At 67.6% G+C, this 13,144-nt stretch carries 13 protein-coding genes; 5 read left to right on the top strand and 8 right to left on the bottom strand.

Annotated features, from left to right (window positions below):
- Positions 1 to 47 precede the first annotated feature (47 nt).
- Positions 48 to 1,493 (top strand): metalloprotease TldD, encoded by a 1,446-nt coding sequence (tldD, locus tag ROV93_RS08880; protein ID WP_312539338.1) that lies wholly within the window; start codon positions 48 to 50, stop codon positions 1,491 to 1,493.
- A gap of 41 nt (positions 1,494 to 1,534) precedes the next feature.
- On the opposite strand, the gene yjgA is transcribed toward tldD, so the two are convergent.
- Positions 1,535 to 2,122, bottom strand: coding sequence for a ribosome biogenesis factor YjgA (gene yjgA, locus ROV93_RS08875; RefSeq protein WP_072168527.1), 588 nt, complete (start codon positions 2,120 to 2,122; stop codon positions 1,535 to 1,537).
- Between the two features lie 68 nt (positions 2,123 to 2,190).
- On the opposite strand from yjgA, the gene pmbA reads away from it, so the two are divergent.
- Together pmbA and ROV93_RS08865 are read left to right on the top strand one after the other, a co-directional pair.
- Positions 2,191 to 3,558, top strand: coding sequence for a metalloprotease PmbA (gene pmbA, locus ROV93_RS08870; RefSeq protein ID WP_312539334.1), 1,368 nt, complete (start codon positions 2,191 to 2,193; stop codon positions 3,556 to 3,558).
- A gap of 87 nt (positions 3,559 to 3,645) precedes the next feature.
- Positions 3,646 to 4,017, top strand: coding sequence for a DUF4870 domain-containing protein (locus tag ROV93_RS08865; RefSeq protein WP_005418071.1), 372 nt, complete (start codon positions 3,646 to 3,648; stop codon positions 4,015 to 4,017).
- A gap of 75 nt (positions 4,018 to 4,092) precedes the next feature.
- Here the strand turns inward: ROV93_RS08865 and ROV93_RS08860 are convergent, their stop codons facing one another.
- The 5 genes from ROV93_RS08860 to ROV93_RS08840 all read right to left on the bottom strand — a co-directional run bounded on the left by ROV93_RS08860 (position 4,093) and on the right by ROV93_RS08840 (position 9,310).
- Positions 4,093 to 4,971 (bottom strand): farnesyl diphosphate synthase, encoded by an 879-nt coding sequence (locus ROV93_RS08860; RefSeq protein WP_312539332.1) that lies wholly within the window; start codon positions 4,969 to 4,971, stop codon positions 4,093 to 4,095.
- Positions 4,961 to 5,221, bottom strand: coding sequence for an exodeoxyribonuclease VII small subunit (locus ROV93_RS08855; RefSeq protein WP_072168524.1), 261 nt, complete (start codon positions 5,219 to 5,221; stop codon positions 4,961 to 4,963). The genes ROV93_RS08860 and ROV93_RS08855 overlap by 11 nt, the downstream gene beginning before the upstream one ends.
- Before the next feature lie 36 nt (positions 5,222 to 5,257).
- Positions 5,258 to 6,544: a tRNA lysidine(34) synthetase TilS gene (gene tilS / locus ROV93_RS08850; protein ID WP_172412115.1), complete on the bottom strand. Its 1,287-nt coding sequence runs from the start codon at positions 6,542 to 6,544 to the stop codon at positions 5,258 to 5,260.
- A gap of 517 nt (positions 6,545 to 7,061) precedes the next feature.
- Complete coding sequence (locus tag ROV93_RS08845; RefSeq protein WP_072168522.1) at positions 7,062 to 7,607, bottom strand: WG repeat-containing protein; 546 nt, start codon at positions 7,605 to 7,607, stop codon at positions 7,062 to 7,064.
- A complete protein-coding gene (locus ROV93_RS08840) occupies positions 7,604 to 9,310 on the bottom strand; it encodes an alkaline phosphatase (protein ID WP_072168521.1) in 1,707 nt (568 codons plus the stop codon). The genes ROV93_RS08845 and ROV93_RS08840 overlap by 4 nt, the downstream gene beginning before the upstream one ends.
- A gap of 154 nt (positions 9,311 to 9,464) precedes the next feature.
- On the opposite strand from ROV93_RS08840, the gene ROV93_RS08835 reads away from it, so the two are divergent.
- Entirely contained in the window at positions 9,465 to 10,799 is a 1,335-nt protein-coding gene (locus ROV93_RS08835; RefSeq protein WP_072168520.1) for a dicarboxylate/amino acid:cation symporter, read from the top strand.
- Between the two features lie 287 nt (positions 10,800 to 11,086).
- Here ROV93_RS08835 and ROV93_RS08830 read toward each other — a convergent pair whose 3' ends face one another.
- Together ROV93_RS08830 and ROV93_RS08825 are read right to left on the bottom strand one after the other, a co-directional pair.
- Positions 11,087 to 11,794, bottom strand: coding sequence for a C40 family peptidase (locus tag ROV93_RS08830; protein ID WP_227836959.1), 708 nt, complete (start codon positions 11,792 to 11,794; stop codon positions 11,087 to 11,089).
- 197 nt (positions 11,795 to 11,991) lie between these two features.
- Positions 11,992 to 12,531, bottom strand: coding sequence for a C40 family peptidase (locus ROV93_RS08825; protein WP_005418044.1), 540 nt, complete (start codon positions 12,529 to 12,531; stop codon positions 11,992 to 11,994).
- 111 nt (positions 12,532 to 12,642) lie between these two features.
- Here ROV93_RS08825 and ROV93_RS08820 point away from each other — a divergent pair, with 111 nt between their 5' ends.
- Positions 12,643 to 13,125, top strand: coding sequence for a peptidylprolyl isomerase (locus tag ROV93_RS08820; RefSeq protein WP_005418041.1), 483 nt, complete (start codon positions 12,643 to 12,645; stop codon positions 13,123 to 13,125).
- Positions 13,126 to 13,144: the final 19 nt, after the last annotated feature.

Here is a 13,144-nt window from a genome sequence, read left to right as displayed (position 1 = left end):
TGTTCACGGGGCTTGCCTGAGCGCCCCGGCAACCCCAGATCGAGACCATGACTGATATCGCCCTGACGCTTGCCCAAGACCGCCTGCTGCGCCCCGGCGGCCTGGATACCGCTGGCCTGGAGCGCACCTTCGGCCAGTTGCTCGGCCCCGGTGTCGACTTCGGTGACCTTTATTTCCAGCACGCCCGCCGCGAGAGCTGGAGCGTGGAAGACGGCATCGTCAAGGACGGTGCCCATTCCATCGAGCAGGGCGTGGGCGTACGTGCGATTTCCGGCGAGAAGACCGGATTTGCGTACTCCGATGACATCCATGCCGACGCGCTGCTGGCGGCGGCGCAGTCGGCGCGCGCGATCTCGCGTGAGGGCGGTGCGCAGTCCGGGCGATCGCTGCTGCGCGGCAATGCGCGTGCACTGTACCCGGCGCTGGACCCGATCGATGGTATCGGCAACGAAGCCAAGGTCGAGGTGCTCAAGCGCCTGGATGGTTACCTGCGTGCCGCCGACCCGCGCGTGAAGCAGGTGATGGTGAGCCTGTCCGGCGGCGTCGATACGGTGCTGATCGCGCGCAGCGACGGTGTGCTGGCGGCCGATGTGCGTCCGCTGGTACGCCTGAATGTGCAGGTGATCGTCGAGCACAACGGCCGTCGCGAGTCCGGCTATGCCGGGGGCGGTGGCCGCTATGGCTACGAAGACCTGTTTGCCAGCGGCCGCCCCGAAGCCCTCGCCCAGGAAGCGCTGCGCCAGGCGCTGGTGAACCTGGAAGCGGTGCCGGCGCCGGCCGGCATGATGCCGGTGGTGCTCGGCCCGGGTTGGCCGGGCGTGCTGCTGCACGAAGCGGTCGGCCACGGCCTGGAAGGCGACTTCAACCGCAAGGGCACCAGCGTCTACGCCGGCCGCATCGGCGAGCGTGTGGCGGCACCGGGGGTGACCATCGTCGACGACGGCACCCTCGACGGCCGCCGCGGTTCGTTGAACATCGACGACGAAGGCCACCCCAGCCAGTGCACCCCGCTGATCGAGGACGGCATCCTGGTCGGCTACATGCAGGACAGCCTCAATGCGCGGCTGATGGGCATGGCCCCGACCGGCAACGGGCGCCGTGAATCGTTCGCGCACCTGACCATGCCACGCATGACCAACACCTACATGCGCGCCGGCGAGCACGACCCGCAGGAGATGATCCGTTCGGTGAAGAAGGGCCTGTACGCGGTCAACTTCGGCGGTGGCCAGGTCGACATCACCAATGGCAAGTACGTGTTCTCGGCCACCGAGGCCTACCTGATCGAGGACCGCCGCATCACCACGCCGGTGAAGGGCGCGACCCTGATCGGCAACGGCCCGGAAACCATGCAGAAGGTGCGCATGGTCGGCAATGACCTGGCCCTGGACGAGGGCGTGGGCATCTGCGGCAAGGACGGGCAGAGTGTGCCCGTGGGTGTCGGCCAGCCCTCGCTGTTGATCGAGGGCATCACCGTCGGCGGTACCCAGGCCTGAGCGTGGCGATGGCCACAGCAACCGCCCGGGCCGACGGGGACTCAGTCCTCGTCGGCCTTGCCGGTCCCGATGTGGTCGGCGTCTTCGGCGCCGGCCTTCAGGCCCAGCGCGGCTGGCAGCATCAGGCCGCGCAGCACCTGGAAGATCTCGCGGTAAGCGCGCGGCGGCTTGTTCCTGGCCTTCTCGGCCTGCGCGTTGCGTACCAGCGTGCGCAGCTGCTGGCGGTCGGCCTGCGGATAGTCATCGAGCAGAGCGGCCAGCGCCTTGTCTCCCTCGGCCAGCAGGCGGTCGCGCCAGTCTTCCACACGGTGCATCATCGCCACTTCGCGGCGGCCGGTTTCGCTGTTGGCGTCGAGCGCATCGCGGATCGCATCCAGCGTGGCCTCTTCTTCGCGGCGCATGTGCTTGGCCAGGAACGCCAGTTGGCGCTTGTGGGCGATGTGGGCGGTGATGCGCTTGCACTCGGCGATGTGCGGCAGCAGGTCTTCCGGAATCGGCAGGCGCGCCAGCTGGGCCGGGGTCAGCGACACCAGCTTCTCACCCAGGGCCAGCACGTCGAGTGCATCGCGCCGGTTCTGGCTGCGGCTCTTGTCGTGGAATTCACCGGTTTCTTCGTCGCGTCCGCGCATCGTCCCTACCTGATTTCAAAAAAAGTCGCCCGGCGTGATGCCGGGCCCAACCCGCACAGGATAAAGCATTGAACGTGATCGCCCCTGAAGTGGCCGTCGGCGACGACAGCCTGGCCCGGCTGGAACGGCTGGCCGACCTCTCCCAGCAGCTGCTCGACCGCGCCCGCGCGCTGGGCGCCAGCCAGGCCGAGGTCTGCTGCAGCGAGGACCGCGGCCTGGAGGTCAATGTCCGCCTCGGCGAGGTCGAGACCGTGCAGTCCACCCGTGACCGTGGCATCGCCGTGACCGTCTATTTCGGGCAGCGCAAGGGCAGTGCCAGCACTGGCGACCTGAACGAGGCCAGCCTGGCCGCTACGGTCGAGCAGGCCTGCGCGATCGCAAGGCATACCGAGGATGACCCGGCCGCCGGCCTGGCCGAGGCCGCACTGATGGCCACCGACTTCCCGGACCTGGATGGCTGGCACCCGTGGGCGCTGCAGGCCGATGAGGCGGTGGACCTGGCCCTGGCTTGCGAGGCCGCTGGCCGCGAGGCCGATGCGCAGATCCGCAATTCCGATGGCGCTTCCGTGTCGAGCATGCAGAGCCTGTCGGTGTACGCCAATTCGCACGGCTTCTTCGGCCGTGAGCGCGGCACCCACCATTCTATCGGCTGCGCGCTGATCGCCGGGCAGGGCGACGGCATGCAGCGCGATGGCTGGTACACCAGCGCGCTGGCGCAGGGGGACCTGGAAGACGTGGGCCTGGTCGGCCGTCGCGCCGCCGAGCGCACCATCGCCCGCCTGCAGCCGCGTTCGTTGGCCACTGGCAGCATGCCGGTGCTGTTCGCCCCGGAAGTAGCGCGCAGCCTGGTCGGCCACCTGCTGTCGGCAGTGTCCGGCGGCGCCTTGTACCGCCAGGCCAGTTTCCTGCTGGACAGCGTCGGCCAGCGCCTGTTCCCGGAGTGGATGCAGATTGACGAACTGCCGCACCTGCGCCGCGGCCTGCGCTCAGCCGCCTTCGACGGCGACGGCGTGGCCACCCGTGCTTCGGCGCTGGTCCGTGACGGCGTGCTGCAGCGCTATGTGCTGGGCAGCTATTCGGCGCGCAAGCTGGGCCTGCAGACCACCGCCAATGCTGGCGGCGTGCACAACCTGCAGCTGGCGGCCAATGCCGGCTCGCTCGAAGAGATCGCCCGGCAGATGGGTGACGGCCTGCTGGTGACCGAGCTGATGGGGCAGGGTGTGAACGGGGTGACCGGCGACTATTCGCGCGGCGCCGGCGGCTTCCGTGTCGAGAACGGCGAGATCCAGTACCCGGTGGACGGCATCACCATCGCCGGCAACCTGCGCGAGATGTTCAGCAGCATCGAGGCGGTCGGCAGCGACGTCGACCCGCGCTCGCACATCCGGACCGGCTCGATCCTGCTGGGGCGGATGACCATTGCCGGTAATGATTGATGGCATCGATGGCGTAAGCTATGCCCGCCTGACGCATCCAGCTTGGTGCTGGTGGGTCAAGACCACCCAATGAAAAGGAGTTTTGTCGTGAGTGAATTCGATAACGTCCCGCCGCCGCCGGCAACCACCAATGCCCCGGCCGACCAGCGCACGATGGCGCTGGCCGCGCACCTGCTGGGCATCTTCACCTGGTTCATCGGCCCGCTGATCATCTGGCTGATCAACAAGGATGACGCCAGCAAGTCCTTCGTGACAGACCAGGCCAAGGAAGCGCTGAACTTCCAGATCACCATCACCATTGCGATGCTGATCTGCATCGTGCTGACCATCGTGATCATCGGCGGCATCCTGGCGCCGATCGTCGGCATCCTGAACCTGGTGTTCTGCATCATCGCCGCTGTGAAGGCCAACAACGGCGAAGCCTACCGCTACCCGTTCGCGCTGCGCCTGGTCAAGTAATACCGTCTGCGTGCGCAAACAGGAACGCCCGGCATTGCCGGGCGTTCCTGTTTGGCGCCAACGTCACGCCAGCGATCAGTGATCGCGTTCCACCGCCAGTGTTGCCAGCGCGCGCAGCGCATCGGCTTTTTCGCCATAGTCGGCCAGCGTGGCCTGCATGCGTGCGGCCAGTTCGCGCAGCTGCGCCTTCGCACCGTCCATGCCGAGCAGCGCGGGGAAGGTGCTCTTGTCCTGCGCCTGGTCCTTGCCGGCGGTCTTGCCCAGCTGTTCGGAACTGGCTTCGACATCGAGGATGTCATCGCGGACCTGGAAGGCCAGGCCGAGCGCGTCGGCGAAGCCGTCCAGCTGGGCCAGCTGTGGTTCGTGGGCCTGGCCGCACAGCGCGCCCAGGCGCACTGCCGCGCGGATCAGCGCGCCGGTCTTCAGCGCATGCATGCGGGTCAGTGCCGCCAGCGTCTGCTGCTGGCCGGTGGCGTCGATGTCCAGCGCCTGGCCACCGCACATGCCGGAAGCGCCGGAGGCGTGGGCCAGGGTCTGCAGGCAGGCCACGCGCAGCGTGGCCGGCAGCGGCGCATCGGCCAGCAGACCGAAGGCGCGGGTCTGCAGGGCGTCACCGGCCAGGATCGCAGTGGCTTCGTCGAAGGCGATGTGGGTGGTCGGCTTGCCGCGTCGCAGCGCGTCATCGTCCATCGCCGGCAGGTCGTCGTGCACCAGCGAATAGGCGTGGATGAGCTCGACGGCCATCGCCGCTGCGTCAAGGTGTTCAGGCTGCGCGCCAAACAGATGGCCACTGGCGTACACAAGCAGCGGTCGCATGCGTTTGCCACCGCCCAGCACCGAATAGCGCATGGCCTGGTGCAGGCGCTGCGGTGCTTCGGCGGGCGAGGGCAGGGCGGCGTCGAGCTGGCTTTCGATACGGTCGCGCCAGCGCGCGAACAGAACCTCAGCCGTCATGGCTGGGCGGATCGAAAGGCTCGGATGTTTCCGGCTGCGCCGGATCGCTGAGCAGGCGCACGCGCAGTTCGGCCTGTTCCAGCGCCTGCTGGCACTGGCGGTACAGACCGACGCCGCGTTCGTAAGCACTGAGCGAGGCTTCCAAGCTCAGCTCGCCGGTTTCCATCTGCTCCACCAGCTGTTCCAGCGATTCGAGCGACTGCTCGAACTGGGCGACCGGGGAGACGTTTTCGGGGGACTTCTTGGCCATGCGGCAAGTGTGGACGGGCTGCGCGCGGGGGTCAATTCACCAGCCGCCGGGACGCCACTGCAGCTGAGCATCCTGGGCCTGCAACCAGGCTTGCAGAGGGGCCGCAATGACCACGTCGGCGGCAGCGAGCAACTGTGGCCCATCGAAGATCAGCGGCAGCTGGGCGCGCCGCCAGGGGGCCAGGTGCTCGCGTTGCAGGCAGTCCTTCAGAGCATGCGAATGCGGGCGACCGGGCAGCACGATGCGCTCGCCGCCCACGCGCGCACGGACCTGAAGCGGGCGTTCGAAGGCCGCGGCGCCCCGCAGGCGCAGTTGACCACCATCGGGCAGCGGCAGGGGGGCACGCCCATCCCATTCGGCCTGCCACCCGCGGGGCAGCGATGGCAGCTGTGCGGGCAGCAGATAGGCGTGATCGCGCCATTGCTGGATGGCATGCTCGTGCCAGCGCACCCGCGCGTGGCGATCGTTGCCGGCCGGCAGCAGTTCGTGCAGACCCTGCTGCAGTACCGTGGCCGGCAGTGGGGCGGCACCGTGGCCGATCACCCAGGCGCGCAGCACGCGCGCGGCACGCCCCGGTGACACCTGGCGCAGCAGTTGCAGCGAAAGCACGCGTGGTGCCACTTCCAGGTGGGCGATCAGCTCGGCGTCTTCCTCGTCCAGCAGAGCACGGGTCTGCCCGCAGTGCATTGCGCTGCCCGCCAATGCCGCAGCCGCATGCGGCCAGCGCTGGCGCAGCAACGGCAGCACCTGCAGGCGCAGGAAGTTGCGATCGGCGTGGTCGTGGCCATTGCTGGGGTCTTCGATCCAGCGCAGCGCGTGCTGGCGCGCGTAGTCGAGCAGCGCGTTGCGCGTTGCCGGCAGCAGGGGGCGCCATAACGGATGCCCGCCAATGTGGCTGTGTGCGGACATCGCCGCCAGGCCGTCAATACCGGAACCGCGCAGGGCACGCAGCAGGAAGGTCTCGGCCTGATCGTCCTGGTGCTGCGCCAGTGCCAGCGTTTCGCCGTCGCGCAGTTCGGCCGCGAAGGCGGCGCGTCGCGCCTGCCGCGCCGCGCCTTCAAGGCCGAGGCCCGCGCGATTGTCGATCTGCACGTGATGCACGGCCAGTTCAATGCCCAGTGCCGCGCATTGCTGCTGGCAATGCAGCACCCAGCCGTCCGCATCGGCCTGCAGGCCATGGTGTACGTGCACCGCACGCAGCGCCGTGCCGGAGGCCTGTGCGCAGCGCCACAGCCAGTGCAGCAGCACGGTCGAGTCGACACCACCGCTGTAGCCCACCAGCAGCGGCGCATCGAGCGGAACGAGGGCAGGGAAGGCAGTCACGCCGGCAAGTATAGGGTTGCTCGGCAGGGCTGCGCCCTGCACCTGCCGAAGCCAAATCAAGATCAAAAGCGGCTCTGGTTTTCTGTGAGTTGGGCGGGACGGTGTGGCTGGTCAGGACACACCGTAAACCCGTCCATGGGGGCTCGATGGCGCCATCCATGGCGCCAACGGTCCTGCCCACCCACACCGCCCCACCCCCCGACAGATTTCCGGTGACGGTTGGACCATCCACGCCATGCGTGGATCAGATCTGTCAGATATCGAATTGAATCCGGGGTCAGATCCGTTTTCCTGCGGAAAACGGATCTGACAGACCGCGGGAAACTGTCGAAGGCGGGGTGGGTCCGGTTGCGGGGGCAGGACCGTTGGCGCCATGGATGGCGCCATCGAGCCCCCATGGACGGGTTTACGGTGTGTCCTGACCAGCCACACCGTCCCGCCCAACTCACAGAAAACCAGAGCCGCTTTTGATCTTGATTTGGCTTCGGCAGGTGCAGGGCGCAGCCCTGCCGAAACCCTACTTCACCCGGCGGCCCGAGCGGTCGATGCGGAACCGCTCTCCGCCTTCCATCGGCGTGTGGCCATCGGCATCCGGCGTGCCGCGCCGGCAGCCGTTGCAGACCTCGGCCACGCCATCCTGGAATGGCCAGGCGAAATCGAAGGTGCCGGGCACCACCTGGCGGAACTTCAGGTCGAAGTAGCCGACGCGGCTGCCGACGCGGCCGCGCAGCAGGCCTTCCTGCGGCGTTTCCGGGCCGTTGTCCCAGGTCAGCACCGGCAGGCTGCGGCCCGTGCGGTCGACGTAGTGGAAGCCCTGGTCGGCATACACCACGGCCAGGCCGTGGTCGTCGTAGTTCAGGTCCTTCAGCGTATCGGCGCTGATCTTCAGCCGGTGATCGACCACCTCGCAGTTGGGGAGCGGCCACAACCCGTGTTCGTCGGTCAGCAGCTTGCATGCCGGTGCCTGTGCCTGTGCATTGGCACTGACCAGCACGCCAAGCATTGCCAGCGACCGCGCAAGGCGGCCGCTGGCAGGGGCAGGGCGGGCCTGCCGCGCGATCACTTTGCCTCGGCCTTGCGTTCGAAGGCCGCCGGTGCCGGCAACTGCACCGGCACGCCCTTGTCATCGCAGGTGCCGGCCTGGCACAGGCGTTCGCGCAGGGCCGGGGTGGCCTGCACGATCATGTGGTAGATCGCGTTCTGTTCCAGCGTGCCGCGGATCGCCTTGCTGCCCGGGCCACGTGCCCAGATGCCGACGTCCTCACCACCATGCGATTCGGACTTCATCGGCACCAGCGCTTCCTGCATGTAGTCCGGATGCTCGGTGTCGACCTCGCGCAGGTTCGGGCGACCGTTGGCCGGTTCGAAGCTGCTTGGGTTGTGCGGGTAACGCTTCGGCCCGGCCGGCTGCTGGTTGCTGCTGCCGGTGTGGCCTGGGCCGTTGGCGTAGCTCAGCGTGGTGTACGGCTGGCCGGTGCCGTCCAGGGCGTAGTCCAGCTTGCCGGCGCCGTCTTCGCCGCCCTTGTCCTTCACCTTGCCCAGGATCGGGTTGCCGCGTGCCGGGTAGCCGACGAAGTTCAGCGTGTGCGAGTGGTCGGCGGTGACGATGATCAGGGTGTCGTCGGCCGAGGTCAGCTCGTTGGCCACGCGCACCGCATCGGACAGCGCCACGGTCTCGGTCAGTGCACGGTAGGCATTGCCGCTGTGGTTGGCGTGGTCGATGCGCGCGCCTTCGATCATCAGTACGTAGCCTTCCGGGTGCCTTGAAAGGTTCTTGATCGCCGCTGCGGTCAGTTCGGCCAGGCTCGGCTCACCGCCCGGATCCTGCGGGCGCTCGTACTCGTAGCGCATGTGGTCCGGCTCGAACAGGCCAAGGATGGCCGGCGCATTTGCGGCTGCGGCCAGCTGCTTGCTGTTCCAGACATAGGCACCCTGCGGATGCGCCTGCTGCCATTCCTGGACCAGGCTGCGGCCGTCCAGGCGCTGGCCGACCTTGTCGTCGTATTCCGGGTCGCGCTCTTCCACGGTGGTGAACTCACCACGGCCGCCACCAAGGGCGACAAGCGGACCGCGCCCATAGCGCGAGGTCGACAGCAGCTGCTGGGCGATGTCCTTGCAGCCGGCCGCCTTGGCCGCTTCAGTCAGGTCGGTGTCGTTTTCCCAGTTGCGCTCGGGCGAGTGCGCGTAGGTGGCAGCGGGGGTGGCATGGGTCAGGCGGGCGGTGGATACCACGCCGGTGGCCAGGCCGGCGCTGTCGGCCAGCTGCAGCCAGGTCAGCAGGCCCTTGGACAGGCTGTCGGCACAGTCGGTGCGGCTTCCGGCACTGACGCCGATCGCGCCCATGTGGGTCTTCACGCCGGTGGTGATGGCGGTCATGGTGCCGGCCGAATCAGGCGTCTGCGAATCGGTGTTGTAGGTCTTGCTGAACGCCGTGGCCGGGAAGCGTTCCCAGGACAGCAGGTTCTCCTCGCCGGAGCCGCCCTTGCGCTGGCCCTCGTAGATGCGCGAGGCGGCCACGGTGGTCAGGCTCATGCCGTCACCGAGGAACAGGATGACGTTCTTCGCCTTGCCGGACATCGCACCATTGGCCGCAGCCTGGGCGGCACCGCTGCGGTACCACCACTGCGGGGTCTCGCCGGCCGGATGGGCGACGGGATCGACGGCGACCTTCAGGCCGGCCGGGGCGGACGCGGGGGCAGTGCTGGCGCAGGCGCCCAGCAGGAGGGTGGTGGCGCAGGCGGCCAACAGGGAGACGGAACGACGCATGGACGCTGGGATCTCACAAACTGTAACGGGACATTCATTATGCCCGCCCCAGCAAGGCACGCCGATGACACACTGATTTGCCGGCCGGGCGGTCGTTCTGCGGGCTGCCTTGGGCTATCGTGCCAGCATCCCTTCCTTCCCCTCTGGATTGCCTATGACGCTGGTCTCTGCCTGGCTGCGGATTCCGTTCTGGCAGCGCGTGGTCGGTGGCTTCGTGCTCGGCGCGCTGGCCGGCTGGGCGCTCGGCCCGGCCGCGGAAACGTGGTTCGGCCCGCTCGGTGAGCTGTACGTCACCCTGATCAAGATGATCGCCGTGCCGCTGGTGTTCTTCGCGGTCATCAACGCGATTTCGTCGCTGCACGGGCAGAAGTCCGTGGCCGCGCTCAGTGGGCGCACCTTCCTGTGGTTCGTGATCACCGCCGCGCTGGCAGTGTGTGTCGGCCTGGCCGTGGGTACGGTGCTGCAGCCCGGCGCGGGTGGCCTGCAGTTGTCGATGGCCAGCAACTACGTGCCGCGCGAAGTGCCCAGCGTGGTGCAGGTGCTGCTGGACGTGGTGCCGGCCAATGTCTTCTATGCGCTGTCCGGCATCGGCACCAAGGTCAACGCGGCCGGTGAGACCGTGCTGGCCGCGGGTCGCGGCTCGATCCTGCCGGTGATCTTCTTCGCCGGCCTGGTGGGCTTTGCCATCGTCAAGCTGGGCGAGAAGGTGACCGAGGCGCGCAAGCTGGTCGGCCAGATGAGCGACATCATGATCCAGGTGACCCGCTTTGTGCTGGAAGTCACCCCGATCGGCACCTTCGGCCTGATCGCGGGCCTGGTCGGCAGCTATGGGTTCGAGAAGCTGCTGCCGCTGGGCCATTTCGTGCTGGCGTTGTACGTGGCCTGTGCGCTGCACATCGTGGTGGTCTACAGCGCGCTGCTGCTGGCGCACGGCCTGAACCCGCTGAAGTTCTTCCGTGGCGCCGCACCGGGCATGCAGGTTGCGTTCGTCAGCTCGTCCAGCTTCGCTGCGATGCCGGTGGCGCTGCGTTCGATCACCCACAACCTGGGCGTGAACAAGGACTACGGTTCGTTCGCGGTGCCGCTGGGCGCCAGCATCAAGATGGACGGCTGCGGCGCGATCTATCCGGCGCTGTGCGCGGTGTTCATTTCGCAGTACAGCGGCGTGCCGCTGACCCCGGAGCAGTACGTGGTGGTGCTGATCGCCTCGGTGCTGGGCAGCTTCGGCACCGCCGGCGTGCCGGGTACTGCGGTGATCATGGCCACGGTGGTGCTGAGCGCGGCGAACCTGCCGCTGGAGACCATCGGTTACCTGTATGCCATCGACCGCATCCTGGACATGATGCGCACGATGACGAATGTGACCGGCCAGATGCTGGTGCCGGTGCTCGTGGCCAAGGAAACCGGGCTGCTCGACCAGGCGGTGTATGACAATCCGTCCAGCAATGTGGGCGTGGACGATCCTGACCCGACTCCGCCACGCAGCTGAGGTTGCGTGGAGATGAAAGGCCCGCCTGACCGGCGGGCCTTTTGCTTGGGGATGGCCGACGCGGTGCCGGCCAAGGGGCATTCCTCGTAGATCCACGCCATGCGTGGAGGGAGAGACACAGTGCCGACCAACGGTCGGCACCTACCAGGGCGGTCGGCGGTGGCACAACGAGCAGGTCCCAGTAGATCCACGCTATGCGTGGATGGGGGGCAATGGATTCCTGCCAACAAAAAAGCCGCTGCAGGGCAGCGGCTTCTCGCGTCAGGCGGCGCCGTAGCGCCAGCGGGTCAGAGGTCGACCCGGCGGGCCTGCATGAACTTGTTGCCCCAGTAGCCACTGAGCAGGGTGTCCACGCGCACGTCCTTGCCCGAACTCGGTGCGTGCAGGAAGCGGCCGTCGCCGACATAGATGCCGACATGGTCGACGCGGCCCTTGCGGCCGAAGAACACCAGGTCACCGGCAGCCAGCGCGGTGCGGTCGTTGATCAGTTCGGCGTTGTCATCGTGGGCCATCTCGCGCGAGACGCGCGGCAGCTCGATGCCCAGGGCCGAACGGAACACATAACCGACCAGGCCGCTGCAGTCGAAACCGCTGTCCGGGTTGCTGCCACCCCAACGGTACGGGGTGCCCAGCAGGGTCATCGCGCGGCGCAGCAGCGACTGCACCTTGCCGTTGTCGGCGGCGGTACCGACAACGCTGCCATTGGCGGCGCTGCTGGTGTCGTAGTTGGCGAGCAGGCGGCTGAGGTCGCCGGCCACCACGGCCGAGCGGTCCATCAGCGGAATGGTGTCGTTGGCGGCCAGGTGCGGCAGCAGGGCGGCCAGCGTGGCGCTGGCGGCGGCATCGACGCGGCTGCGCTGCGGAGCGGCAGCCTCGGCCTTGGCGGCCGGTCGGGCGGCGCTCTCGGCCACCGGGGCCGGGGGCACATCGGAACGGTTCGGAGCAGTCTGCGACCAGGCCGGAAGGCTGGTCAGGCACAGTGCCAGGCCAAGCAACAACGGGCGGGCACTGCGTGAAGATACGGAAGTCTGGCCTTCGCTTTTCAGGTCGTCAGTCGTCACGCGTCGGTCACAGGAAAAAAACGATGGGGCATCATGCCCTGTAAAACCGCCGATAAGTTAAAAATTCCGTTAGTAAAACGTTATTTCAGTAGTGATTTACGTCACAGTTTTGAACATATCGCCTGTTCATTTTAGCGAAGGACGCGTTTCGCCCCTGTGTAGTGGTCTTTCCAGTAGGGGCCGCTGAGCGAGTCGAGGCGTACCGTCCCGCCGGTACTCGGCGCGTGCACGAAACGCCCCTCACCTACATAGATGCCGACATGGGTGACGCTGCCTCGGCTGCCAAAGAACACCAGATCGCCGGTGGCCAGGCGCTGCGGATCGATCTTCGGGCCCTGTACGGCGGCCAGGTCGCGCGAGGTGCGCGGCAGTCGCAGGTCCAGCATTTCGCGATAGACATAGGCGACCAGGCCGCTGCAGTCGAAGCCCGAATCCGGGGTGTTGCCGCCATAGCGGTAGGGCGTGCCGACCAGGCTGATGGCCCGCATCAGCACCGAGTTGGCGGCCTCGGGGTTGTCCGGCACGGTCTTCGGCCAGTTCGCCGTCGGCGGGGGCGGCGCCGGGCGGGTGGCCTTGCCGCCGCCACAGGCGGTCATCAACACGGGCAGGGCCAGCAGCAGGGCCGGGGCGAGAAACCGGCGCGGGCCGGACGAAACTGGCGTGATGTGCATGATCTCCGGATAATGCGCCACCTTGGATTGGCCGTCATGATGGCGGCGTCCCCGCCGGGCGACAACCCGCCCCAACCCGCCTGCCTCCGGCAGATCCAGACAGAGTTGCGCATGAAGATCGAAAAAGACCGCGTTGTCCGCTTCCACTACACCGTTTCCGAAGTCGGCCAGGAGCCGATCGAGTCGTCCAAGGACCGCGGCGAGCCGCTGGCGATCCTGATCGGCCACGGCAACATCATCCCGGGCCTGGAAAACGCCATGATGGACAAGGAAGCCGGCGCGACCTTCAACGTCGACGTCAAGGCGGCCGATGCCTACGGCGAGCGTCGTGAAGGTCTGTCCCAGCGCGTGCCGAAGAAGCACTTCGGCAACACCAAGCTGGCCCCGGGCCAGCAGGTCGTGCTGCAGACCAACTTCGGCCCGCGTGCGGTGACCGTGCAGAAGGTCGGCATGAGCGTCGTCGACGTCGACCTGAACCACCCGATGGCCGGCAAGGACCTGCACTTCGACGTCGAGATCGTCGACGTGCGCGAAGCCGGCAAGGAAGAGATCGACCACGGCCACGTCCACGGCGACGGTGGTCACCAGCACTGATCGCAGCGCGATCGTGATG

The sequence above is a fragment of the Stenotrophomonas maltophilia group sp. msm4 genome (genome assembly GCF_032025605.1).
GTDB lineage: Bacteria > Pseudomonadota > Gammaproteobacteria > Xanthomonadales > Xanthomonadaceae > Stenotrophomonas > Stenotrophomonas sepilia.
The sequence above is the reverse complement of the archived record's forward strand: the minus strand, read 5'-3'. Positions and strand labels throughout refer to the sequence as shown.